The organism is Novosphingobium sp. (assembly GCF_025351285.1).
GTDB lineage: Bacteria > Pseudomonadota > Alphaproteobacteria > Sphingomonadales > Sphingomonadaceae > Novosphingobium.
Window position 1 is genome coordinate 1 of the sequence record NZ_JANXWG010000085.1, and the last position, 24776, is coordinate 24776.

A 24776-nucleotide genomic window follows, 5' to 3' on the forward strand; every position below is an offset into this window, starting at 1 on the left:
CTTTGCGCCGCTGCTGCTGGCCGAAGCGGTGCGGCCCTCGCTGGCGGCGGCCAAGGGCCTGATCATCAACCAGTCGTCGATGGCCAGCTTCAATCCCGCGACCGCGTACGGGATCACCAAGGCCGCGCTCAACCTGTTCACCCACGCCATGGCCACGCAATTCGCCGCCGACGAGATCCGCAGCGTGGCGATCGCACCGGGGCTGATGCAGACCGAGGCCGCGCGCAGCGGGGTGGAAGATGCGAACTGGGAGCGGTTGAAGGCCATGCAGCAGGTCAAGCGCCAGGGCACCGCCGAAGATATCGCCAATCTCGGCGTGTTCCTGGCGTCGGACGAAGGCAGTTTCATCAACAGCCAGGTCGTGCCGTGCGACGGCGGCAACGCGATGCGGGGCTTCAGGTTTTGACCGCGCCTGATTTCGCGGATTGGCTGGCGATCCACAACCTCAAGGCACGCTATTGCCGGCTGCTCGATACCAAGGACTGGGCGGGGTGGCAGGCGCTCTTCACCGAGGATGTGGTGCTCGATACCAGCGCTGCGGGCGGGGCGCGACTTGAAGGAGCGGCAGCAGCTGTGGCGGCGGTGCGCGGGTCGATCGATGCGGCGATCACCACGCACCATGTCCACACGCCCGAGATCACCGTGGATGGCGACGAGGCCAGCGCGATCTGGGCGATGCAGGACCGCAACATCTGGCCGAATGGGCGCAAACTGCTGGGCTTCGGGCATTATCACGAACGCTACCGGCGTGGGCCCGACGGCACCTGGCGCATCGCCGAAAGCCGGCTGACGCGGATCAACCATGAGATTTCCGAGGGCTGAGAAGCAGGTACCGACCTCACCATAGACTTGACAATAATAAGCATAGTTATAAATGCGCTTGGCATGAACGATCTGATTCTCTCCAAGCTTGCCGAAAGTTCGCGGCTGGTCCGCCGTGCGTTCGATGCGCGCGCGCGCGAAATCGGCGTGACGCGGCCGCAGTGGCAAGTGCTTTCGGCCTTGCGGCGCCATCCCGGGCTCAACCAGGGTGGGCTGGCCGATCTGCTCGACGTCGAACCGATCACGGTGTGCCGGATGGTCGATCGGCTGCAGGAAGCCGGACTGGTCGAACGCCGGCCCGATCCCGCCGATCGCCGTTCATGGCGGTTGCACTTGCAGCCCAAGGCCGATGCACTGGTGGCGCAGTTGCGCCCGCTGGCCGATGCCTTGCAGGCCGATGCGCTGGATGGGGTGAGCCAGGACGAGCTGGATTCGCTTTCGGCGCTGCTCGATCGGGTCAACGCAAACCTGGCGCGCCGGGCGACAACGGTGGAGGTGGCGCATGGCTGATCGCGATCCGCAAATCGAAATCGACACCGCCAGTCCGGCCCCGTCGCCTGCGCAAATGGCGCCGCCGGCTGTTGCCGTTGCAAAGCCCCGGCGCAAATGGGGCAAGCTGGCCGCGATGGTTTCGGTGCCGCTGCTGATGGTCGGCGGCGTGGTGTGGTATTTCTACGCCAACGCCAATAACGTTTCGACCGACAACGCCTATGTCCAGCAGGATAAGGTGTCGATCAGCGCCGAATTGACTGGGCGCGTGGTTGCGGTGGGTGTGCGCGAAAATCAGCACGTCAACGCCGGCGACTTGCTGTTCCGCATCGATCCGCAGCCTTACAAGATCGCAGTGCAGCAGGCCGAAGCCGCCATCGCCGCCGCCGACGTCAAGGTGGTGGGCATGGAAACCGACTTGTCGACCAAGGGCGCCGATATCGCCACCGCGCGGGCCAGCCTGGCTTATGCGCAGGAACAGTACAACCGCGAGGCCGAACTGATGCGCCGCGGCTTCTCCACCCGCGCGCGGATGGACGCGATGACGCAAGGCATGGCTGCTGCGCGCGGAAGCTTGGCCAACGCCGAGGGCGAGGCGACCAAGGCGCGTGCCGCGCTGTCCACCTCGCAGATTGCGCCCGGAGTCAATCCCGCGGTGCTGGCGGCGCAAGTGCAGCGACAACAGGCGCAGTACAACCTGTCGCGCACCGAAGTGCGCGCACCGGTTTCGGGCGTGGTGAGCAAGGCCGATCGGCTGCTCGACGGGCAGATGATGATGTCGGGGCTGCCCGCCGTCACGATCGTGGTCAGCGACAAGAGCTGGATTGCTGCCAACTTCAAGGAAACCGATCTCGATCACATGCGCGTGGGCCAGCCCGCCGAAATCGAGGTCGATGCCTATCCGGGGATGAAGTTGAAAGGCCATGTCGCGTCGATCGGCGGGGGCACGGGTTCCGAATTTTCGGTGCTGCCCGCGCAGAACGCCAGCGGCAACTGGGTCAAGGTGACGCAGCGCGTGCCGGTGCGGATCGCGATCGATACCACGCCCGGCCGGCCGCTGATCGCCGGGCTTTCCACGCACGTGACGATCGACACTGCGGCCGGGCCAGTATCCGCCGCAGCGACGCATTGAGCCAGGCGATATGGCGACGATCCCGGGCAGCAAGGCAAACGCCAATGCCCGCCCGGCCGTAGCCACGCGGCAGGCCGCGCAGGAAGAAGCGGCGGCCTTGCGCGCGCTGGACAAGCCGCTGCTCGAATCGAAGCGGACCGGGCTGCTGATGGCGGCGGTGATGGGCATCACCATCTGCCAGTTCCTCGACATGACGATCGCCAATGTCGCGCTGCCGCACATGCGCACCGCGCTCGGCGCTTCGCCCGACACGATCACCTGGGTGCTGACCAGCTTCATCATCGCCGGCGTGCTGGTCCTGCCGCTGACCGGGTGGCTGGCGGATCGCTTCGGTTCGCGCAACATGTTCCTGGCCGCATCGCTGCTGTTCGTGGTGTCGTCGATGCTGTGCGGCGCGGCGACGTCGCTGGGGCAGATGGTGGTGTTCCGCGCGATTCAGGGTGCGGCTTCGGCGTTCATCGGGCCGATGTCGCAGACCGCGATGTTCGATATCAACAAGCCCAGCAAGCAGAGCCAGGCGATGTCGATCTGGGGCATCGTGGTGATGATCGGCCCGATCAGCGGTCCGTTCATCGGCGGATTCCTGACCGATACGCTCAACTGGCGCTGGGTGTTCTACGTCAACCTGCCGATCGGCATTCCCGCACTGGTAGTGCTGTGGTGGCTGCTGCCGTCGCGCGCGATCGTGCACCGGCAGCTCGATGTGCTGGGCGCCGTGCTGCTTGCGGTCGCGCTGGGATCGCTGCAACTGATGCTCGATCGCGGGCAGGACAACGACTGGTTCCAGGCCACCGAAACCTGGGTGGAACTGCTGATTGCGCTGTCGGCGTTGTGGATGTTCGTGGTTCACACGCTGTCGGTGAAGCACCCGCTGTTCGAAGGCGCGATGGTGCGCAACGCCAATTTCCTGGGCGGGCTGGGGTTCATGGTGATCCTGGGGGTCACCAATGTCGGGCTCTCGTCAGTGCTGCCGACGTTGTACCAGAACCTGTTCGGCTATTCGGTGATGCAGACCGGGCTGCTGATGGCGCCGCGCGGCGTGGGGGTGCTGACGATGATGTTCGTCACCAACCGGCTGATGGGCAAGATCGACAGCCGCGTGCTGATCGCGGCCGGCTATTCGATCGCGGCCTATTCGTTGTACATGATGACGAGTTGGTCGCTCGACATGGACTGGCACCAGATGGCGATTTCGGGCTTCGTCCAGGGGCTGGGGCTGGGGCTGGTGTTCGTGCCGGTCAACCTGGTGGCGTTCTCCACGCTCGATCCGCATTACCGCACCGACGGCACCACGCTGATGACTCTGTTCCGCAACCTGGGGTCGAGCTTCGGCATTTCCGCCATCGTCGCGCAGCTCAGCACCAACATGCAGACCAGCCACCAGGACGTCGGATCGAGCATCACCTCATTCAACGTCCCGGCGATGGACCCGGCGTCGAGCGCGGCAATGCTGGGGGAAGTGGGCACTGCGGCGCTGCAGATGCTCGACGGCGAGGTGTCGCGCCAGGCGGCGATGATTGCCTATCTCGACAATTTCAAGATGATGGCGTGGGTCGTGCTGCTGGTGGTGCCGCTGACGTTCGTGGTCAAGAAACCACCACCGATGTTCAGCAAACCAGACGTACATCCGGAGTAGGCGAAGGTCAGCGCCGATCCGATATCAGGAGCGCTGCATGAGCCAGCATACGACGATCCATTTGCACAACGTCCTAGCCGGGCGTGAAGTGGACTACGCCGGGTGGTTCGATGGGCCGCATCGTGCGGATCTGGCGCGGCTGCGCGGGTTTCGCAGCGCCGACCGCTTCGAGGTGACCCCGGAGCAGGTCATGGCGGACATTCCGCAGCCGTGGCGGTTCATGAGCGTGTACGAATTCGATTATGCGGCGCCCGAGATCGACTTACCGGCGCTCGGCCCGCTGCTGGCCGAAGCACGCGATGCCGGGCTGACCGAAACCGCGTCCGAGAGTGAGCGGATATTCACTTACGCGATGCGATCGGACTGGGTTTCGAGCGCCAACCACCAGGCGGACCAGCCGCTTTCGGGCATTTCGATCATCCTCGCCAACTTCATCGCCGGGCGCGAGGCGGAATATCACGCGTGGTACGATGATGTGCACATGCCCGAAGTCAGCGCGGTGCCGGGCCATGTGGCGATGAAGCGCGGTCGGCTTTCCGCACTTCAGATCGCGCCGCGCCACTACTGCCCGGGCAGCGACATCGTGATGTGCGCGCAGCAGACCGATCACCTGAACTTCACGATCCGCGATTTCAGCGCGCGCGCGCGAGGCGTTAGCCCGAGCGGAATCGCGATGGCGCCGCGTTCCTCGTCCGGATCGACCGCGCGCACGGTACACTACTTCGGCAAGATCAGCGGCGCGGCATGGTCGGGCGGGATCGCTTATGCCGGCGATATAGGCGCTTACCCGGCCGATTATCCCGCGAACGCGAAGTAACCCATCGCGCGCGCGATAGTAGCTTGACGCCCGCTGTGCAGCGGGCGGGATGCCGCTTACAAGGCGGCAAACCACGAGGGAGCACGCGCACTTGGGCAAGATCATCGCCATCACCGGGGCCGGCGACGGACTGGGGCGCGCGCTCGCGCGGCGGTTCGCTGCCGATGGCGAAACCGTGATCCTGCTCGGGCGTACGGCGTCGAAGATCGAGGCCGTGGCCGCTGAGATCGGCGGACCCCATTTCGCGGTGCAGTGCGACGTGACCGATGCCGCATCGGTCGAAGCCGCCTTCGCGACCATCGCCGCGCGGCACCCGCATATCGACGTGTTGATCAACAACGCCGGGGTGTTCGAACCGTTCAAACTGGCCGATGTGCGGCCCGATCAGATCGAAACGCTGGTCGGCACCAATTTGTCTGGCCCGATCCTGTGCGCGCATTACGCGCTGCCGCTGCTGCGCGCGCACCAGGGTGCTCCGGGCGGGCACATCATCAACGTGACCAGCGAGAGCGCATCGGTGAAGATGCCGATGCTGTGGCTTTATGCCGGGACCAAGCACGCGCTCGAACTGATATCCGACATGTGGGCCCGCGAACTCGATGCAGAAGGCGTGCGCGTCACCGTGGTGCGCGCGGGGCAGATGTACGACGAGACCAAGACCGGCTCGGGATGGCCGGCCGACGTGGCGCAGCAGTTTGCGCTCGAGACCGCCAAAGTCGGCATCAACGTCCGTGATCGCGGGGTGTCGCACTACAATTCGGTGACCGACGCGTTCCGTGCGGTGCTCGACACCCCGCCCGACCTGCACATCGGCATGGTCGCGCTGAGCGCGCGCCGACGGCTCGCCTGAAATCGAACACTAGGACGAAAGACCCCGCGATGACTCACCTTCCAGACGCGCTGCTGACCATCGACGGCGCGCTGCGCCCGGCGACAGGCGGCAAGACTTACGATGTGATCGGCCCGTGGACGGGTGCGCCGGTGGGCCAGGCCGCCGATGCCGGTGCGGCCGATGTCGATGCCGCGATCGCCGCCGCGCGCCGCGCGTTCGATACCACCGACTGGTCGACCAACGTGGCCAAGCGCGTCGAACTCGTCACGAAATTGCGCGAATTGTTCGAGGATAACCGCGCGCGATTGGGCGAACTGGCGCAAGTCGAAGCCGGCGCGGCGCTGGGCGCGGTGAGCCGCGCGCATGTCGACATGGCGCTGGCTGGCTGGGACGATTACCTCAAGGTGTTCCCCGGCATCGCCTGGGAAAAGGACTACGGCGGGCGCGAAGGCTATGGCTTCGTGTCGCAGCGCAAGGCGGTTTACGAGGCGGTGGGCGTGGTCGCTGCGATCACACCGTGGAACGTGCCGCTTTACGTGAATGTCGGCAAAGTCGTGGCGGCGCTGCTGGCGGGCTGCACCGTAATCCTCAAGCCCGCGCCGAACACGCCGGGCATGGGCGCGATATTCGGCGAACTGGCGATCGAGGCCGGATTCCCGGCGGGGGTGCTACAAGTGGTGTTCGGATCGGACCCGGCCTTGGCGGGCGAAATGCTGGTCCACGATCCGCGCGTGGATCTGATCTCGTTCACCGGTTCGACCGGCGTGGGCAAGCGGATCATGGAGCAGGGCGCCGCAACGCTGAAGCGCGTGTTCCTGGAACTGGGCGGCAAGTCGGCCAAGATCGTGCTCGACGATGCGCCCAATTTCGCGATGGAAGTGGCCAGCACGATGCTGGTGTTCCACGCCGGGCAGGGGTGTGCCGTACAAAGCCGGTTGCTGGTGCCGCGCAGCCGCTATGAAGAAGCCAAGGCGATCCTCAAGCATTCCTATGCCAGCTTTGGCGACAACTGGGGCGTGTTCGAAAATCCCGCGCACATCATGGGGCCCGTGATTTCCAAGCGGCAGCAGGACCGGGTGATGTCGTACATCGAACTGGGCCAGGCCGAAGGCGCAACGCTGCTCGCCGGTGGCAAGACGCGGCCTGATAAAACTCCTGCAGGGGGGGCGGAAGGCTTCTTCATCGAACCGACCTGCTTCGTCGACGTGACCAACACGATGCGGATTGCGCAGGAGGAAATCTTCGGCCCGGTGCTGGTGGTGATCCCGTTCGAGGACGATGACGACGCGGTCCGGATCGCCAACGAAAGCGAATACGGCCTTTCGGGCGGGGTCAGTTCTGGCGATCTCGATCGTGCGATGGCGGTGGCCAAGCGCATCCGCAGTGGCTCGATCAGCGTCAACGGCGGGATGTGTATCGCCGGAGACTTGCCTTTTGGCGGTTACAAGGCCAGTGGCGTCGGCCGCGAATGGGGGCTTGAAGGGATCGAGGAATTCCTCGAAACCAAGCTCATTGCCTGGCGCACATAAGGGAAGTTCATGGCAGTAACGCAGGCACGGTTGGAAACGGGAGCGCGGGTTCGCGCGATCGCGCCGTTGCCTGTGGAGGCCGAACGCAACCAGGTCGGCCAGAAGCTCGGCCGCAAGGGCCTGCTTACGCGCGAACGGATCCTGGCGGCCACGCGTGATCTGCTCGCCGCCGATCCGCCGCAACCGCTGACGCTAAGCGCGGTGGCGCGGCAGGCATCGTTGGGGATGACCTCGCTTTACGTCTATTTCAAGGACCAGGGCGAGCTGGTGCTGGCGCTGCTCGAACCGGTGATGGCGTCATCCGAAGATGCCTACGTACGATTGGTGCGGCAGCGCTGGAACGACGATGCGCTGGGCGAATGCGCGTTGATGTTCGTGCAGGCGTTCCATGGCTTCTGGCGCGAACATTCGCGCCTGCTACACTTGCGCAACGCCATGGCCGACCAGCGGGATACGCGCATGTCCCAGCACCGCATTGCGATGGCGCGGGGGGTGATCAACCTGCTCGGCCGGCAGATGGATGCTCCGGCCAGCCGCGACACCGGCACCGAATACGATCTGGCGAGCGTGCTGTTCACCGGGCTCGAACGCGTGGTGACGATCGCGACCGATCAGGATTTGCAGGCCACTTTCCCGACAACGAACCGCCCGCGCTTTCGCGGAGCAACGCTGGAACAGCAGGCGCGCGTGCTGGCGCTGGCGATCGCGGACGAGCGGCGGGTGCGCGCGGCGCAGGACACGCCTGCCTAGCTGACTTTCTTCCCCAACTTCGCCACATAACGTTCGATATTGGCCAGATATTCCGGGTTCAGCATCAGCGCTGAATTGGCCATCCGCTCGACATTGCGCGCCTGATCGCGGCCCAGTTCGCTGGCCATTTCAATAGCCACTTTGGCCGCGCCCATCTGTTCGGCATTGTTGCGCGCCAGGTGCAGGCAGAATTCGAACGCGGCATCGTCGAAGCCATCGTCGGGCAGCACGTCGTGGACCAGGCCCATCACCAACGCGCGCTCGGCATCGGCCTTCTTGTTGGCCATGATCAGCCAACGCGCCCAGTGCGGGCCGCAGATACGGGTGAGGCGGCTGACCCCGTTCGAGGCCGGCAGCACGCCGAACAATCCCTCGGGAAAGGCGAAGCTGGCGCCAGTCGCGGCCAGCCGGAAATCGCAACTCAGCATCATTTCCAGCCCGCCGCCCACGCACGGCCCGTGAATCGCACCGACGATCGGCTTTTCGATGTGCTCCATCTCGTCGTAGATGCGGTGCATGCCGTGAAGCCCGCGGCGGTGGTTTTCGCGGATGCCGCTGGCGGTGCGCGGCTGGGCATTGGGCGATCCCCCGCGCAAATCGGCGCCCGAACAGAAATACCGCCCACTCGCGCGGATCAGCATCACGCGCAGTTCGGGCGTGTCGCGGAAGCGGTCGACCGCCGCGTCGAACAATTGCATCGTTTCGCCCGACAGCGCGTTGAGCTTGTCGGGCCGGTTGAGCGTGGCGATCAGCACGCCTTGGCGTTCTTCGGTGAGCAGATGCGGAGCGTCGGTCATGGCTGTTCCTACGCCCGCGTCCGCGGCAGGCCAAGGTTGCGTTCGGCGATCATCGAACGGTGGACTTCGCTGGTGCCGCCGTAGATCGTCGCGCCCTGCGCATGGCGGTAGAAGGTGTTGATCGCCTCGGCCGCGCCCTTGCGTTTCGACAGCGACAGCGGCGCGGTCAGATCGAGCAGATCGCGCGCGTCGGTCAGGAACTTTTCGGAGGAATACATCTTCGCCATCGGCCCGTAAGCGCGGTTTTCCCTCTTTTCCGCAATCGTCCACTGCGCGCGGAAGGTCAGCATTTCAGCCACCCACACGTTGGCCATCGTCCGCGCCAGCCGCGCCTGCGCGCCGGCGTCCTCGATCAGCGGCTTGCCGTCCTTGACGATCTCGCGGCACAATTCCTCACCCGCCTTCAGCATCTGGCGCATGTATTTGCCAAAGCCGCCGCCATGTTCGAGTTCAAGGCTGGCGCTCATCGTCCGCACCCCGCCGTCGACTTCGCCCAACCGGTACGAATCGGGAATGCGCACGCCGTCGTAGAAGGTGATGTTGGTGCGTTCATCCTGGAAGGTGTAAACCGGCTGGATCGTCACACCCTCGGCCTTGAGCGGCACGATGAACATCGTCAGCCCCTTGTGCTTGGCCACGTCGCTGTTGGTGCGGCACAGCATGAGCACGTAGCTCGCCAGGTTGGCGCCGCTGGTGAACATCTTGGTGCCGTCAATCCGCCAGCCATTCCCGTCGGGCGTGGCCTTGCATTGCGCCGCGAACACGTCCGAGCCCGAGCCGGGTTCGGAATAGCCGAGGCTGCAGATCACTTCGCCCGCCATGATCTTGGCCAGCACATCGCGCTTCAATTCGTCGGTGCCGAAGCGATGGATGATCAGCGAAACCATCTGCGCAACGCCAGCGGCGGGGTTGTTGTAGCCCTGCGCCTCGAACGCATCCATCGTTGCGATCTTGGCGTAAGGCGAGCGTGGGCGCGTGCCCATTTCGGCGGGGAGGCCGGGGAACACGAGGTCGGCCGCGACCAGCTTCTTGTGCAGTTCGGGGTTGAAGCCTTCCCAGCTATAGTGGAATTTCTCGCGCATTTCGGGCGTGACATTGGCCTCGAAAAACGCGTTGATTTCGGCGGTGACCGCGCGCGCATCGTCGCCCAGATCGAAGTCGATCGGGCATTCGCCGGCGTGGGGCAGCGATGCCTGTTCGCCCGCGTAAGTGCGCCGCGCCGCTTCGTCGAGCAGGCGTTGCGGGTCGCCCCACACCAGCGGCCAGGCCTTGGCGCGCAAGTTGAACAAGTGCACGTCGTATTCGGTGGTCAGCCCGTAACCGCCGAAGGTGTGCAACGCCTGCGCGGTGGCGCGTGACGCCGCATTGGCGTTCCACCACAGCGCGATGCTGATCGCGGCGCCGGCTTCGGAGCTGCCATCCGAGATGTCACGAATCGCCTTCCACACCAGAAACTTGCCGCCGTCGACTTCGCAGACGAGATCGGCCAACGGGTGCGAGATCGCCTGGAACTGGCCGATGAACTGGCCGAACTGCTTGCGTTCGGAGGCATAAGCGGCGGCGAGTTTGAGCGCGTCGCCACCCAGCCCGGCAAGCGCTGCGGACGTGAGCAGCTTCCACTCCTCGATACCCGCTGCAAAGCTGACCAGCGCGGCGTCGCCTTCGGCCAGCACGGTCGAATCACAAGCGCCAAGGTCGATCTCCGCGAGCGGGGTGGAGGCGAGGTTGGGCTCGGCAGTCCGCGCCGCTTCGGGCACCGTAACCAGCACAATGGCATTGCCCTTGCGCGCAATCACCGCCTCGGCCACCGCGCCGCCCGCGATCCACTGCACTGGCTCTTCGGCCGCGTCGCGGAACGCCAGCGTCACCACCGCTTCACCCGCCAACGCGCGGGTGAGAAAATCCGATTCTCCACCCAATTCGGCCAGCAACCGCGCTGCCACCAGCGCTTCGGCCAGCGGCCCCGCGGCGAGCGTGCGCCCGGCCTCCTCCATCAGCACGCCCGCATCGATCAGACCAAGGCCCAGCCCGCCCGCCGCTTCGGGCACGCGGATCGCCAATGCACCCAATTCGGCCAAACCGCGCCACAACTCGGGATCGAAGCCCGACCCGGCCGCCGCCGCGCGCACTTTGGCAATCGCGCTATGCTCGTCGAGGAACCGCGCGAAGCTTTCGCGCATCATGGTCTGGTCGTCGGTGAGATCGAAGTTCATCGCTGTTTATGCCTCTGCCGGAGCCGCGCGGCGCATCATCTTGGAAATATCGACCTGGCCCGTCGCCAGCCCGCCCATGAACCCGCCATCGACCGGCAGCACCACGCCGTTGATGATCGAGGCCAGCGCGCTGTTGAGCAGCACCAGGCCGCCGGCCTGTTCGGTGGCGGTCGAATAGCGGCCCATCGGTTCGGCGGCTGCGTCGATGACCTCCTTGCCCGAGGTCGCCTGGAACGATGCCATCATCGGCGTCTGCGTGGGCGAAGGCAGCGTGCAGTTGATGCGGATGCCCTTCTTGATCAGGTGCGCGCCCATGAACTGGGTCCACACGATCACGTTTTCCTTGGAGAACGCATAGCCTTCGCCGACCGTGTCCATGTTTGCCTCGCACCAGGCCATCCCCGCGTCCCAGCCCTTGGTGGTCACGAATTCCATGTTGGCGGGCACGCGCCGGCTCCAGCCGAGCCCCCCGGTCGAGGCGATCGAGGCGATCGCGCCGCCTTTGCCCATCAACGGCAGCACCGCTTCGGTAAGGTGGCGCAGGCCGAGAAAGTTGACCTTCATCACGTCCATCGCAGGAAAGGCGTTGGGCAGCCCGGCGCAGTTGAACAGGGCATCGATCTTGCCGCCGATGTTGGCAACACCCGCGTCGATCGAAGCCGGATCGCGCAAGTCCACTGTGTTGAACGAAGCCAGCGGCAGCGCGCACGCCTTGTAGTCCATCCCGTGAACTTCGGCGCCGAGGTCCAGCAGCAACCGCGCGGTCGCTTCGCCCATGCCCGAGAAGCACCCGGTCACGATCACGCGCTTGCCCGCGTATCCCAGCACGTTATCCATCGCTTCTCTCCGCTCGTTTCGCATCCGCTTTCGCAAGCGCGGCGCACGGGTTCAACCGCCCCACTGGGCAGAGCAGCCGTGATCGCGGCGGCGATACCCCCTGCGCCGGCTTTCGCGCGCCGCCTCTGCCGCGCTAGGGTAACGACAAGGGAGATGAAAGTGGCCTGGCAACGATCGCGGATACGGCTGGACAACGACAACCGCGCGTTCTGGACGGGCGGGGCCGAGGGCCGGCTCAACATAACCCGCTGCGCAGATTGCGGGCAATTCACCCATCCCCCGCGCGAGATCTGTCGGCATTGCCAGTCGGAGAACGTGGCTCCGCACGCGGTGTCGGGCACCGGGAAGATCGACACTTACACCGTGAACCACCAGAAATGGGCGCCCGACATGGAAGTGCCCTTCGTGATCGCGCGCGTGCGGCTGGACGATGCGCCGGGGGTGTTCCTCACCACCAACATCGTGAACTGCCCGGTCGAGGAGGTCGACATCGACCAGCCGGTGCGCGTGACGTTCGAGGAGCAGGCCGGACTGTGGTATCCGCTGTTCGAGAAGGTGCCGGCATGAGCCACGGACCGACAGTGCAGCGCGAAGCCTATATCAGTGGTATCGGCATGTCCGAAGTCGGCGTGCGGCTGACACGGTCGCCGCTCAAGCTGACGGTCGACGCGATCAAGGAGGCGGTCGCCGATGCCGGGCTGACGCTCGACCAGATCGACGGCGTATCGACTTACCCCGGCAAGATGCAGATTTTCCTCGGGTTTTCGCCGGTCGGCGTGGACGAGGTGATCGAGGTGATGGGCCTCAAGACCCGTTGGCACACCGGCGCTGCCGAATCGACTGCGCAATTGGGCGCCATCGCCGATGCCGCCGCCGCCGTGCGATCGGGCATGGCGCGGCACGTGATCTGCTTCCGTACGGTGTACGAAGCGGCGGCGATGGCGCGTCCGCAAGAATACCCGCCGATGCAGCGGCGCGAGGGCGTTTCGGGGAATTCGCAATGGGTCTCGCCGTTCGGCGCGTTTTCGGCGGCGTGCTGGACCGCGCAGTTCGCCATGCGGCACATGAAGCGCTACGGGATGACGCGCGAACAGCTCGCGCAAGTGGCGATCAACGATCACCGCAACGCCGCGCTGAACCCGCGCGCGATCGTGAAAAAGCCGCTGACGATGGACGAATACATGGGCGCGCGGCTGATCACGACGCCGTTCTGCCTGTACGATTGCGACCGTTTCACCGATTGTTCGACCGTGGTGATCGTCTCGGCCGGCGACGCGCTCGACGAAGTGACCGCCACCCCGATCCGCATCGCCGCCAGCGCCGGTTCGGTCGAGCGCTATTCGTGGGACCAGGCCGAATGGGCGAGCGCCTACCCGACGGGGCGCGACCTGTGGAAGAACACCGACTACACCGCCAGGGACGTCGACACCGTCCAGTTCTACGACGGCTTCGCGTTCCAGCCGATCACCTGGCTGGAGGGCCTCGGCTTCTGCGAGGTGGGCGAGGGGCACAAGTTCATCGAGGGCGGCACCCGCATCGCGCTCGACGGCGAATTGCCGATGAACACCGGCGGCGGGCAATTGGGCTGGGGCCGTCTGCACGGCTTCGGCTTTGCTTTCGAAAGCGTGGTGCAACTGCGCAAACAGGGCGGCGCGCGCCAGATTCCGGGCGAACCCAAAGTGGCGGTGGCGACCTCCGGAGGCGGACCAATGGCCGCCGCACTGCTGCTGGCGCGCGACTGATGCCTATCGCGGGCGCGATGCACGCCGCGCATTTGATCTCGCGCAAGGTCGCGATCACGCAACGCCTGCAATCGAAACACTGACCTTGCGGAGATCGAAATGATGCAAATGAACGACATGGTGCTGATCAGCACCGACGACCACATCTGCGAACCGCCGACGATGTTCGACAACCAGCTCTCGGGCGATCTGCTGGCCAGCGCACCCAAGTTCCTGTCCGACAGGAACGGCAAGAACTACTGGGAATATCAGGGCCGCAAGAAGGGCTCGGTCGGGCTCAACGCCGTCGTCGGTCGCCCGTTCGAGGAATACGGCATGGAGCCGACCTCGCTCGACCAGTTGCGCGAAGGCTGCTGGGATGTCCACGCGCGGGTCAACGACATGGATGTGGACGGCATCGCCGCGTCGATGTGCTTCGGCAACGCCATCGTGTTCGACGGCCAGACTTTCCACACCGCGCCCGACAAGAAACTCGCGTTGCGCCACATGCAGGCCGCCAACGACTGGCACTACGACGAATGGTGCATGGCATATCCGGGCCGCTTCATCCCGCTGGGCGTGCTGCCGACCTGGGACATGGATGCCACCGTCGCCGAAATCCACCGGCTGGCGAAGAAGGGCTTCCGCGCGCTCCAGATGAACGAGAACCCCACCGTCCAGGGGCTGCCCAGCGTCCACAACGACTACTGGAACCCGTTCTTCAAGGCGGTGGCGGATACCGACCTGACGATCGCGCTCCACATCGGCAGCGGCAACCCGGCGCCGCATGCCTCGATGGAAACCCCGATCGAGGCGTGGATTTCGACGATGCCGCTGTCGGTTTCGCAAGGCGTGTCGGACTGGCTCCAGCTTGAAGAACTGCACCGCTACCCAAGGTTGCGCATCGCGATCTCCGAAGGCAGCCTGGGTTGGGTGCCCTACTTCATGGAGCGTGCCGATTTCTCGAACGCCCGGCACAAGGCCTGGACGAAATCGGGTTTCGATCACATCAAACCCAGCGAACTGCTCAAGCGGCACTTCCTGCACTGCTTCATCGATGACAAGTTCGGGCTCAAGAACCTCGACGCGATCGGCGAAGACAATGCCGCGTTCGAAACCGACTACCCGCACAGCGACGCGCTGTGGCCCGAAGCGCCCGAGCACCTTTGCGCCTCGCTCGGCAACCTGACCGACGCGCAAGTCGACAAAGTCACCCACCTCAACGCGATCAAGTGGTTCAACTTCGAGGAGTTTTTTGCCAACAACAAGCGCGAGGACCTGACCGTCGGCGCTTGCCGGGCGCGTGCCGCCGCTAAGGGCGTGGACGTTGCGCCCAAGTCATCGGGCGGCGCGAAGCCGCTGGCTGATGGCCGGCCGGTGACGTCGGGCGACGTGATGACGATGTTCCAGACGCAGGCGGCGCAGCGCGAGGTGGCTTGAGCGGGGTATGAAATTCCGTTCGTCCTGAGCTTGCCGAAGGACTGCTCTTCTTCGCTGGGTCGCAAAGAAGGACAGTCCTTCGACAGGCTCAGGACAGGCGGATTTTAGCCGAAAGTTTGCTTAGAACGGCAGCCGGTACAGCTTCGTCGCGTTGTCCTGCAGCACCTTCTTCTGCACCGTCCGATCATACCCGCCGAGCACGTTCTTGATGTGCGCCTGCACGCCCGGGTACAGCGAGGTCGGGTGCGGGAAGTCGGTTTCGAACATCACGTTGTCGACGCCGATGGTTTCGAGCAGCAGCTTGGGGCCGACCTTCTCGAACCAGAACGTGCAGTAGAAATGGTCGCGGAAATACTGCCACGGGCGCTTCTTGAGCATTCCCGTCTTGCTCGGCAGCATCTCGTCGAATTGGTGTTCGAGCGCTTCGATCGCGAAGGGCAACCAGCCCATGCCTGATTCGATCAGCCCGATCTTCAGCCCCGGATGCCGATCGAGCCGGCCCGAAACCATCCAGTTGCCGAGCGTAGCCGCGTTACCGATGCTGAACATCGTGGCGACCACCGACAGCGTCTGTTCGAAGCCGAAACCGTCCCAGGTCAGTGTGTTGGGATCGATTGCCGCGTTGAGGTGGAAGTTGAGCGGCATGCCTTCGGCGTCGCACATTTCCAGGAACGGGGTCCAGTAATCGGACAGGAAGCTGGGCACGCCGACGCGTTCGGGCGTATCGGGCAGCACGAACCCGCGCAGGCCCATGTCGAAGCAGCGCCGCGCTTCTGTTTCGAGCGCTTTCTGGTCCCAGAACGGCAAGTGCGCCATGTTGAAGATGCGCTGGCCCGATACCTGCTGGTATTCGGCGGAGGCGTCGTTGTAGATTTCGATCACCTTGAGCGCGAGCTCGGGATCGCCCAGGCTCATCAGCGATCCGGCCTGCGTCACGCCCGAATTCTGGAAGCCGATCTGCGCGTGGACGCCCATGTCGTCCATCGCGGCGAGCCGTTCCTTGATCTTGTGCCCGCCGGGATGCGCGTCTTCCAGCTTGGGAAACGCCAGCCGGCCGAGCAGCTTGTTGTTGTCGGCGCGGATGACGTTGCCGCCCATCGAGCCGAAATCGCGGTCACCCACGAACCACTTGTCGGTGCCGTTGACGCGCTTGATGTGCGGCATCCGGTCTTTCCAGGCGGCGGGCGCGCGGCTGGTGAACAAATCGGGCGCTTCGGTGATGTGCGTGTCGGTATCGACGATCTTGATGCCCGCGAACATCGGATCGAGCCCGCCCGATTGCGTGGCATAGTCGACCTCGCGGATCATCCCGCCTTCGGTGTAGCCTTCGGCGGACCAGTACTTGCGGGCGTTCTGGGCGATTTCGGTGGTGTCGGATTCGGCCATGATTTTACCTCGCTCAGGCGGCGCAGAACAGCGGTTGGGCTTCGGCCACCGCTTGGACCAACATCGGAACGGCAGGTTCTGCGTTGCGCGCAATCGCGTCGAGCAGCGTCCGACGCAGCGCGTCGGGCTGGATCTGATCGCCAGGTTCGTACACGAAGCCGAGCGCCAGCGGCTGGCCGGCGGGTTGATCGGGCAGCAGCACCGCGCAGATGTCCGCAATCGAACCGAATCCGGCAGCGCCGGTCACGTGCCCGGTTTCGCGGCATTGCTGGGATTGCGCGGCCAGCGCGGCGGGCACGAACTTGCGTTCGGGTGCGGCTTCGGCGTTGAGCCGGCGGATCGTGCCATCGCGGCGCGACGGGTCGATGGTCGATAGCAGCAGCCAGCCGACTGCCGAGTCCGAAAGCCGCTCAAGCTGGCCGCCACTGAAACCGGCACCTGCCGTGCGTATCGGGCGCGTACCCGGCCGCCAGTTGAAGATCTGCACGTTGAGCCCGACCATGCCGAACAGCGCGATTGCAAGGCCGGTCTGCGAGGTCAGGCGATCGATCAGCCCGGTCAACCGCCCATCGCGCACCAGGTCGGGTTGGACCGAAGCGCCCAGCATTGCGGCGCGCGGGGTGGGGGTGTACGACCGCGAATAGGGGTCTTTGTAAAGCAGGCCCAGGTCGACCAGGCTGGACAGCAGTTCGGACGTGCTCGACTGCGGGCGGTTGAAGCGGCGCACGATGTCCATGACGGTGGCGCGCGGATGGGCTTCGTCGAAGAATTCGAGAACCTCGATCACGCGCCGCGCAATCTTGGCCTTGTTGGACTCGCCGCGTCCTGTTCCGATCATCGCCATAACCATCTCCCGTTCGCTTATTTGAACAGGGGTGTTGACTAAGCCGCGTGGGCTGTCAACAAAAAATGAGAACCTCTCGTTTTTTTGTGCAATGCACAATGACGCGAACGGAAATTCGCGGGGGCGATGTCTCAATCGTTTGCAAACAGGGATTTCAGCGCCGTACGGTCGATCTTGAGCGATGGGGTTCGGGGCAATTCGGCCACGATTTTCCAATGAACCGGGATGTGCGTGGCCAGCACATGGCGGCGCAAATGGGTTTCGAGGTCTTCGACCGAAGGCAATTCCTTGCCGCCACGCAGCACCACGGCGGCCGCGGGCACAGCCCCGAGTCGCGCATCGGGTGCCCCCACTACGCCCACCTCGGCCACCGCCGGATGCAATATCAGCGCGCGTTCGATCGTTTCGGGCAGCACCTTGAACCCGCCGCGCATGATCGCGCCATCGGCCCGCCCACGCAGGAACAGGAAATGGTCGGCGTCGATCACAGCGAGGTCCGATGTCCTGATCCAGTCGGGCCCGATGCGCGGGCTGATGACTTCGAGCAGGCCTTCCGCGCCGGCGGGCATGTCCGCGCCGGTCGCCGGATCGACCACGCGCAGCTTCGCCCCGGGCAATGCGCGGCCCACGGTGCCGAGCTTGGCGCGGCCGAATTCGCTGTGCAGATCGGCGGTCATCATCGCCACCGGCCCCGCAAACTCGGTCGCGCCGTAGGACACGAGGATCGGGATGCCGTATTTGTCCTCGAACGCCGCCTGCACGGCGGGATCGAGCGGCGCCGCGCCCACACCCATCGCCTTGATCGAGGCTAGGTCCTCGCGCGGGATATCGGCATCGAGCACGGCTTGCACGAAGCTGGGCGGAAGGCCCGAATGAACCGGCCGCCACCGCACCACGTAATCACGCCACGCCGCGACACTGAACCGTTCGAGCAATTCCACCCGCTGCCCGCGCAGCAAGGTCGGCAGCGTGGAATAAACGCCGGAGATATTGCCCAGCGGGAAATAGAGCAGGAACGGCGGCAGGCTCTCGGGATCGGTCCCTTGCGCGCGGGTCAACGGGGTGGCGAGGAAATGCGTCTCCATCATCGCGAACGGGATCGGGAACGACTTGGGCGGTCCGGTGGTGCCGCTGGTGAGGATTTCGATGCGCGGTTGACCGGGCGTGTGGCGGCGGTTGGTGGAATGCTCGAAGCCGGGCAGGGCGGCTGCGGCCATGCCGTTCAGCGCGATTGCCGCGATACCGTGGGTTGTCAGCGCGGTTCGGACTTCGGGCGCGAAATCCTGCGCGTCCGCCACCACCGCTGCCGGCAGGAACCCGTCGATGTAGCGCGCGATGCCCTCGCCCGACTGGAACGGATAGACCATCTGCACTGAATGCCCGCGCGCCAGCAGGCCCAGCAGCGCGGCAATCGCGGCAGGGCGGTTGCGCGCAACCAGCACCACCGCCGCGCCGGGTTCGAGCCCGGCGAAATCGAGCGCGGCGCCTAGTTGGTTTGCCACCCGCGCGCAATCGCCCCATGGGTGCCAGTGGCCTTCGAAGGCGATAGCCGGTCGGTCGGGCGCGCGCGCCAGTGCCTGGGCGCACAAATCCTGCAATCGCGGCATGGTGTTCTCCCCGGCGGTATGCGGGGGAATGTGGCGCAGCGTTGGCGCGGGCGCCAGCGAGGTGCCGCGCGCCACGGCGATCTTTGCGTGCGGCGCGCAGGCGGCTAAGCGCTGGGGGTGCAGGAAATCCCCATCCCCATCGAAGCGCCGATCACGCGCGAACGTGTTGTGCAGGGCTTGGCCAGGGCACCAGATGCAGCCGGGGTCCTGATGGACTTGCTGGCAGCGCTTCAGGCGATGCCGGTGAGCGAAGCGCTGGTTGCCGAATCGCTGGCCTATGGGTTGTTGCAGGGAAGCGCCGAACACGCGCGCTGGCTGGACGCGCGCGAGCCTGTCCAACAGCATGCGCCAGGCCGGGTGCTGCTGGAGCGTGACGGGGACAGGCTGACGATCACGCTCGACCGCGCCGGCGCCGGCAATTCCATCGACGTTTCGATGCGCGATGGGTTGCGCGAAGGCTTCGAACTTGCCGCGCTCGATCCCGACATCGCGCGGATCGAACTGCGGGGCATCGGCAAGGCGTTTTGCGTGGGTGCCGATCTCGCCGAATTCGGCACCACGCGCGATCCCGCCACCGCGCACGCGATCCGCATGGCGACGCTGCCCGCGCTGGCGATTGCGCGGTGTTGCAAGCCGCTTGCAGTCCACGTGCAGGGCGCTTGCATCGGCGCAGGGCTTGAGATGGCGGCTTTTGCACAAACGCTGACTGCCGGTCGCAAGGCGTGGTTCCAGTTGCCCGAACTGGCGATGGGGCTGATTCCCGGCGCGGGCGGGTGCGTTTCGGTCAGCCGCCGGATCGGGCGACAGCGGACCACGCTGATGGTGCTGTCAGGCCAGCGGATCAGCGCCGAAGTCGCGCTGCGCTGGGGCTTGATCGACCGCATCGTGGACGATTGAACCGGCGATCCAGGTGGCGCGGACATCGGCGGAATTCAGACGTTCGCGTGCCTCGATCCACGGCAGCGACAGCAGGCACAAGTCGGCCGGTCCGCCCGGCACGATGCGGCGTTCGCGGCCGAGATCGAGCGGATCGGCCAGGTAAAGCGCCAGTGCGGCCTCGGGATCGAGCGCCTCGTCCACCCCGATCACCGCGCCGTCGGACGTCGTCCGGCTGATCGCCGCGCGCATCGCAACCCACGGATCGGCGCTGCCGAACGGCGCGTCGCTGCCACCTGCCAACAGCACGCCGGCGCGGGCGAAAGCGGCCAAGCGGTAAAGGTTTGCGTGGTCGGCGGGTGGCACGTCGCGCAAGTAACGGTCACCACGCTCTGTGATGAAATGCGGCTGGCTGACCACGTGCAGGCCCAGCCGGGCGATCTCGGAGACAAGGCTGTCGGGTGCGATACCGGCGTGTTCGATCCGGTCACCCGGCATGGCTCCTGCGGCTTCGATCACGGCGAGCGTGAACACGAGTTCGATTTCGGTGGTGCAGTGGACCGCCAGGGCGCGGCCTGCGTCGTGTGCCGATCGGGTGAGGGCCACAGCCGAGTCGAAGTCGGGCAGCGCGGCTTCGTGGAGGTGGAGTTTGACCGGGCCGACCGCGACGCCCCGCGCGGGTTCGAGTGCCAGCTTCCCCGCCAACACGCAGCGCTGCGGCAAGTGTCCCAGCGCATGTTCGCGCGCGAAATGGTCGGCGATTGCGGTGTCGTTTGCGGGCGACATATCGGTCAGTCCGGTCACGCCGAACTCGGCCAATTGCGCGCCCACTTCGGCGAAATCGGGCGGCGCGCTGCTCAATGCGTCGCGCAACCAGGCATCCTCATCGAACAGCCGCCCGATGAAGCGGCTACCCTCGCGCTCCAGCCCCGGCGGCGGCGCGGAGCGGGCGAGCAGGTGTTCGAGCGCCAGCGAATTGAGCAGCCACATCCGCCCCGATCGGTGCTGCACGCGCAAGGGACGGTGCGGCACCAGCGCATCTAGCGCTTTCGCATCGGGCAATCCGGCCACGCTTTCGTGGTAGCCGACCGCGCGCAGCCAGCCGCTGCCGGGGCGATCGAGTGCGGCGGCGAATTGCTCGGGCGTGGTGACCTCGGGCGGCCCGCAGCGCACCGACGATTGCGCGGCGGCGAGGGCGGCGAGGTGAATGTGGTGATCGTGCAGGCCGGGCAGCAGCGCGCCGCCGTGCGCGTCGAACACGGTTTCGCCGGGGCGAGGGGTGAGGCGGCCGACTTCGGCAATACGCGGTCCCGCCAGCCGCACGTCGGCGTAGCCGATACGCCAGACCTCGGCATTGCGGATCAGCACGGCGCGGCCCCGAATGGCTGGCCGCGCGCCGCTGCCCAATCGCGCAAGGCTTGCGTCAACGCCAGCGGATCGCGCCGGCGTTCGGCGGCAAGCGCGGATCGGACCACACCGCTCATCGAAACGACCATGCGGCCGGCGTGTCCGCGCGCCAGCATGGTGGCAGCCTGGTTCGCGGCGACGATGCCGGTCAGTGGATCGGCCATGGCATCGCCGACGAAGCCGAGTGTGCCGGTCGCGCGCAGCAGAGCGCCCGAAAGTCCGCCGGCCACGCCGCAATCATCGCCGAGGCCGATCCAGTTGCCGGCGTCGCCGCGGGTGCCGTGGCCGGTGATCGTGATCCACGCCAGGCCGGGCACTTCGCGGACCAGCGCATCGGCGTCGACGCCCAGTTGCGCCAGCGCGCGCGGGCGGGCGGCCTCGATGACCACGCGCGCGCGGCGGATAAGGGCGATCAGGGCGTTGCGGCCGTCGGGCTTGCGCAAATTGAGCGCGACGCTGGCCTTGCCGTCGTTAAGCCGGGCGTAGAGCGCGGCATCGCCCTCGCGCATCGCGTCGGGGCGCGACAGGCTCTCGACCTTGACCACGTTGGCGCCTGCCAGCCCCAGCAGTCGCGCGGCGAGCGGGCCGGCCCACAGCGCGGACAAGTCGATCACCAGCGGCTGGTCGCTGACGTTTTCTGCGGGCAGGCCGATGGTGGCCAAGCTGGCTGCGGGACTCGCCGCGCGTTCGTTCAGCCGCGCGATCGGCAGGCCGAGCAAGCGGCCGACCGGCACGAGATCGTGCGCGCGGGCCCGCGCGATGCGGGCGGCAAGTTGCGCCTCATCGTCGTGCTCGGCGGCCGGATCGCCGAACAGCGCGGGCAGCAGCGCGCGGTCATCAGCGCGGGGCAGCGCGAGCGCGAGTGCGCCGTCGCGGGTCGGGTAAAGCCGGCAGCCGCCGCCTGCCGAGACCGCGCCGGGCACTGTGAACCCGTTCAGCGCAGCCCGCTCGCCCAAAAGCGCGGCGGCGGACAATTCGGCGATTGGGCGGGAGCGGGTGGTTAGCGCCAGCGCGTCGAGCTGCCGTTGCGCCCAGCCGGCCAGCGGGATGGCAACCGGTCTGGCAGTTCCGGGGGCCAAGTCAGCGCACGAACAGCTTGCGCACCTCGCGGCGGAGCAGCTTGCCCATCTCGTTGTAGGGCAGCGCGTCGCACACGTGCACCGCTTCGGGCACGCGGCTGGAGCGCAGGCGCGCGCGGATCAGGTCTTTCAATTCGGCCTCGGCGGGCGTGGCGTGCCCTTCGCGGCAGACCACCGCGATGCCGACTGCTTCGCCCCATTCGACCGAGGGCACCGCCACCGCGCAGGCATCGGCGATGGCGGGATGGCTCAGCAAAACGTCCTCGATTTCGCCGGGCGACATGTTCTCGCCCCCGCGCACGATCACATCGTCGGCGCGGCCCGAGAGGTAAAGGTAGCCGTCCTCGTCCATCCAGCCGGCGTCGCGCGTCGGGAACCAGCCCTGGGCGTCGAGCGCGCTCTTTTCCTTGTATTCGCCCGACACCTGGTCGCCGCGGACGTAGATTTCGCCCGCTTCGCCGGGGGGCAGCGCTTTGCCGTCTTCGTCGCGGATTTCGATTTCGACGGTGGGGATCGGTTTGCCGAGCGAGGTCAGCCGTGCCTGGATGTGCGGTTCGTCCGAGGCGAGCGCCGCACGGTGCTCCTCGGGGCCGAGCAGCGCGATCGTGCTGCTGGTTTCGGTCAGGCCATAGGCGTTGGTGAAGGCGGCGTGGGGGAAGCGGGCGAGTGCGTCACGGATCACTTCGGCGGGCATCTTGCCGCCGCCGTAGGCGATCGCGCGCAACGTTTCGACATTGGCCGCCGCGCCGGTCTTGAGCGTTTCGACGATCCGCGCGAGCATGGTCGGCACCACGAAGGCGTTGGTCACGCGCTCGCGATCGACCAGCGCGATCCACGCTTCGGGGGTGAAGGCGGGCAGCATCACGATCTTGCGTTGCGCGTAGATCGACGACAGCAGCGCCGAAATTCCGGCGATGTGATAAGGCGGCACGACCATCAGTGCGGCGTCGTCCTCCTCCGCCGAGGCGAATTCGACCGTGCCGAGGATGTACGAAACCAGATTGGCGTGGCGCAGGATCGCCGCCTTGGGCGCGGCGGTGGTGCCGCTGGTGAAGAGCTGGATGGCGATGCCGTCACCCGGATCGTACTCGCGGTCCTCGCCCTCTGGCACCATTTCCTGCGCCGACAACGTGAACAGTTCGCGGGCGTGGACGGTGTGGCCCTGATCCCCCGCGATCCTCGCAACACGCTCCTCGTCGCCCACCACCAGCGCGGGCGCGATGCGCGCGAGCAATGCGGACAAGTCGGCATCGGCCAACCGATAATTGAGCGGGCAGTACGGCACCCCGGCCAACGCCGCGCCGAACAGCGCAAATACCGCCGCCTCGCTCGATTCGTCGAGCAGTGCCACGTGAGAAGCGCCCGATTGCTCGATCAGTTCGAACGCGCCGCGTGCTCCGGTCAGCAGTTCGGCATAAGTCCAGCGCTTGCCGTCGCAGATCAGCCCCACCCGGTCGGGCGCGGCCTCGGCGGCCATTTCAAGAAACAGGGCGATGTTCACAGCCGGCTCAATCCGAGGCGGGCAGGGACTTGGCGTCTTTGACCGTCAACGCCACGCCGCCCAGCGACAGCGAACCCTTGCCCGGTTTGATGCACAGCAGTTCGACCGTGCCGGCGGCGTCGACATAGCGCTTGCCCATCAGCGTGCCACTGGCGTGATCGGCGGCAGGTTCGCCCGCGCCTTCGGCCTTGGCCTCCGCCATCGGTGCGCCGCCGCATTCGATCTGCCCGTCACCGCTGCGGATCACCATCACTTCGGTGTTGCACACTGCGCTCTTGAGCTTGGTTCCGGGCTTCATCGTTCGATCCTCGTGCTGGCCGCCATCAGGCAATCGCGCCGCTGGCTTTTAGGGCCTCGATCCGGTCCCATTCAAGCCCGAGTTCCATCAGCACGATCTCGGTGTGCTCGCTGGCCTGCGGCGAGCGCGTGGTTTCGAGCGGCGCGTGATCGAATTGCACTGGCCCGCGTACCAGCCGCAATGGCTTGCCGCCGTCGGCGCCTTCGACTTCGATGATCATGTCGTTGGCCAGCGCCTGTTCGTCGGTAAGCAGGTCCTCGAAGCTCTGGACCGGCGCCCATTGGCCTTTCATCGACTTCAGGTGCGAACGCCAGTAAGCGAACGGCTTGGAGGCGAAAGCCTTGACCAGGATGTCGCTGGCCGCGCCGGCGTTTTCGATCAGCGACAGCACGTCCTTGAAGCGCGGATCGTCGGCGGCCTCGGGCGCGCCCACTTTCTCGAACGTATCGCGGATGAGTCCGGTGGGGCTGACCATACACAAGTTGATCGTGCCGCCATCGATGGTGCGGAAATTGCCCATGAACGGGTTGCGCGCCGAACCGCCCGATGTGGGCATGGTGTTGCGCGTGCCGATGCCGGTTTCCATGACTTGCGAGATCGACGCGCCCGAAGCCCACCACGCCGCGCTCATCAGCGAAACGTCGAGTTCAACCGCTTCGCCGCTGCGTTCGCGGTGGAACAGCGCGGCTGAAATGCCGCCGGCGATGAACATTCCGCCGATCGAATCGCCGAACGCCGGGATGCCCTGGCTGAGCGGGCCTTC

The 24776-nt window shown here is 66.0% G+C and carries 24 protein-coding genes; 13 read left to right on the forward strand and 11 right to left on the reverse strand.

What is annotated here, in order from left to right:
- From Q0R16_RS10185 to Q0R16_RS10225, 9 genes are all read left to right on the forward strand, one after another.
- Window positions 1-406 (forward strand): SDR family oxidoreductase (locus Q0R16_RS10185; protein ID WP_295635782.1); only part of this gene is annotated, 406 nt, incomplete at its 5' end.
- Complete coding sequence (locus Q0R16_RS10190; RefSeq protein WP_295635783.1) at window positions 403-822, forward strand: nuclear transport factor 2 family protein; 420 nt, start codon at window positions 403-405, stop codon at window positions 820-822. The genes Q0R16_RS10185 and Q0R16_RS10190, both read left to right, overlap by 4 nt.
- Window positions 823-885: 63 nt before the next feature.
- Entirely contained in the window at window positions 886-1332 is a 447-nt protein-coding gene (locus Q0R16_RS10195; RefSeq protein ID WP_295635784.1) for a MarR family transcriptional regulator, read from the forward strand.
- Window positions 1325-2443 (forward strand): HlyD family secretion protein, encoded by a 1119-nt coding sequence (locus Q0R16_RS10200; RefSeq protein ID WP_295635785.1) that lies wholly within the window; start codon window positions 1325-1327, stop codon window positions 2441-2443. The genes Q0R16_RS10195 and Q0R16_RS10200 overlap by 8 nt, the downstream gene beginning before the upstream one ends.
- A 10-nt stretch (window positions 2444-2453) precedes the next feature.
- Entirely contained in the window at window positions 2454-4079 is a 1626-nt protein-coding gene (locus tag Q0R16_RS10205; RefSeq protein WP_295635786.1) for a DHA2 family efflux MFS transporter permease subunit, read from the forward strand.
- A 37-nt stretch (window positions 4080-4116) separates the two neighbouring features.
- Complete coding sequence (locus tag Q0R16_RS10210; RefSeq protein WP_295635787.1) at window positions 4117-4896, forward strand: hypothetical protein; 780 nt, start codon at window positions 4117-4119, stop codon at window positions 4894-4896.
- Between the two features lie 91 nt (window positions 4897-4987).
- The gene (locus tag Q0R16_RS10215) at window positions 4988-5746 is read left to right on the forward strand and encodes an SDR family oxidoreductase (RefSeq protein ID WP_295635788.1); all 759 of its coding nucleotides are present in this window, start codon (window positions 4988-4990) and stop codon (window positions 5744-5746) included.
- A gap of 29 nt (window positions 5747-5775) precedes the next feature.
- Window positions 5776-7257, forward strand: coding sequence for an aldehyde dehydrogenase family protein (locus Q0R16_RS10220; protein ID WP_295635789.1), 1482 nt, complete (start codon window positions 5776-5778; stop codon window positions 7255-7257).
- Window positions 7258-7266: 9 nt separating this feature from the next.
- On the forward strand, window positions 7267-8007 hold the full coding sequence (locus Q0R16_RS10225) for a TetR/AcrR family transcriptional regulator (RefSeq protein ID WP_295635790.1): 741 nt from the start codon (window positions 7267-7269) through the stop codon (window positions 8005-8007).
- On the opposite strand, the gene Q0R16_RS10230 is transcribed toward Q0R16_RS10225, so the two are convergent.
- The 3 genes from Q0R16_RS10230 to Q0R16_RS10240 are packed head-to-tail and all read right to left on the reverse strand — an operon-like array spanning window position 8004 to window position 11854.
- The gene (locus Q0R16_RS10230; protein ID WP_295635791.1) at window positions 8004-8804 is read right to left on the reverse strand and encodes an enoyl-CoA hydratase/isomerase family protein; all 801 of its coding nucleotides are present in this window, start codon (window positions 8802-8804) and stop codon (window positions 8004-8006) included. The two genes, Q0R16_RS10225 and Q0R16_RS10230, sit on opposite strands and share 4 nt — an antisense overlap.
- Window positions 8805-8812: 8 nt before the next feature.
- Complete coding sequence (locus Q0R16_RS10235) at window positions 8813-11017, reverse strand: acyl-CoA dehydrogenase family protein (RefSeq protein WP_295635792.1); 2205 nt, start codon at window positions 11015-11017, stop codon at window positions 8813-8815.
- Between the two features lie 6 nt (window positions 11018-11023).
- Entirely contained in the window at window positions 11024-11854 is an 831-nt protein-coding gene (locus Q0R16_RS10240; RefSeq protein WP_295635793.1) for a coniferyl-alcohol dehydrogenase, read from the reverse strand.
- 159 nt (window positions 11855-12013) lie between these two features.
- Here Q0R16_RS10240 and Q0R16_RS10245 point away from each other — a divergent pair, with 159 nt between their 5' ends.
- From Q0R16_RS10245 to Q0R16_RS10255, 3 genes are all read left to right on the forward strand, one after another.
- Window positions 12014-12421 carry an OB-fold domain-containing protein gene (locus tag Q0R16_RS10245; RefSeq protein WP_295635794.1) on the forward strand — a complete coding sequence of 136 codons (408 nt, stop codon included), beginning with the start codon at window positions 12014-12016 and terminating at the stop codon, window positions 12419-12421.
- Window positions 12418-13596, forward strand: a complete 1179-nt coding sequence (locus Q0R16_RS10250; RefSeq protein ID WP_295635795.1) for a thiolase family protein — start codon at window positions 12418-12420, stop codon at window positions 13594-13596. Before Q0R16_RS10245 ends, Q0R16_RS10250 begins: the two co-directional genes overlap by 4 nt.
- Before the next feature lie 99 nt (window positions 13597-13695).
- Complete coding sequence (locus tag Q0R16_RS10255) at window positions 13696-15015, forward strand: amidohydrolase family protein (RefSeq protein ID WP_295635796.1); 1320 nt, start codon at window positions 13696-13698, stop codon at window positions 15013-15015.
- A gap of 120 nt (window positions 15016-15135) precedes the next feature.
- Here Q0R16_RS10255 and Q0R16_RS10260 read toward each other — a convergent pair whose 3' ends face one another.
- The 3 genes from Q0R16_RS10260 to Q0R16_RS10270 form a co-directional block, all read right to left on the reverse strand.
- Window positions 15136-16401, reverse strand: coding sequence for an amidohydrolase family protein (locus tag Q0R16_RS10260; protein WP_295635797.1), 1266 nt, complete (start codon window positions 16399-16401; stop codon window positions 15136-15138).
- Window positions 16402-16414: 13 nt separating this feature from the next.
- Window positions 16415-17245: a helix-turn-helix domain-containing protein gene (locus Q0R16_RS10265; RefSeq protein WP_295635798.1), complete on the reverse strand. Its 831-nt coding sequence runs from the start codon at window positions 17243-17245 to the stop codon at window positions 16415-16417.
- 131 nt (window positions 17246-17376) lie between these two features.
- Window positions 17377-18927 (reverse strand): class I adenylate-forming enzyme family protein, encoded by a 1551-nt coding sequence (locus Q0R16_RS10270; protein ID WP_295635799.1) that lies wholly within the window; start codon window positions 18925-18927, stop codon window positions 17377-17379.
- 42 nt (window positions 18928-18969) lie between these two features.
- On the opposite strand from Q0R16_RS10270, the gene Q0R16_RS10275 reads away from it, so the two are divergent.
- Window positions 18970-19749, forward strand: coding sequence for an enoyl-CoA hydratase/isomerase family protein (locus Q0R16_RS10275; protein WP_295635800.1), 780 nt, complete (start codon window positions 18970-18972; stop codon window positions 19747-19749).
- Here Q0R16_RS10275 and Q0R16_RS10280 read toward each other — a convergent pair.
- From Q0R16_RS10280 to Q0R16_RS10300, 5 genes are all read right to left on the reverse strand, one after another.
- On the reverse strand, window positions 19681-21096 hold the full coding sequence (locus Q0R16_RS10280) for an amidohydrolase family protein (RefSeq protein WP_295635801.1): 1416 nt from the start codon (window positions 21094-21096) through the stop codon (window positions 19681-19683). The genes Q0R16_RS10275 and Q0R16_RS10280 overlap by 69 nt on opposite strands.
- Complete coding sequence (locus Q0R16_RS10285; protein WP_295635802.1) at window positions 21090-22214, reverse strand: CoA transferase; 1125 nt, start codon at window positions 22212-22214, stop codon at window positions 21090-21092. Before Q0R16_RS10285 ends, Q0R16_RS10280 begins: the two co-directional genes overlap by 7 nt.
- Window position 22215: 1 nt before the next feature.
- The gene (locus Q0R16_RS10290) at window positions 22216-23715 is read right to left on the reverse strand and encodes a class I adenylate-forming enzyme family protein (RefSeq protein WP_295635803.1); all 1500 of its coding nucleotides are present in this window, start codon (window positions 23713-23715) and stop codon (window positions 22216-22218) included.
- Window positions 23716-23722: 7 nt separating this feature from the next.
- The gene (locus Q0R16_RS10295; protein WP_295635804.1) at window positions 23723-24013 is read right to left on the reverse strand and encodes a hypothetical protein; all 291 of its coding nucleotides are present in this window, start codon (window positions 24011-24013) and stop codon (window positions 23723-23725) included.
- A gap of 25 nt (window positions 24014-24038) precedes the next feature.
- Window positions 24039-24776, reverse strand: a 738-nt coding sequence (locus Q0R16_RS10300) for a CoA transferase (RefSeq protein WP_295635805.1), incomplete at its 5' end; no start/stop codon positions are given.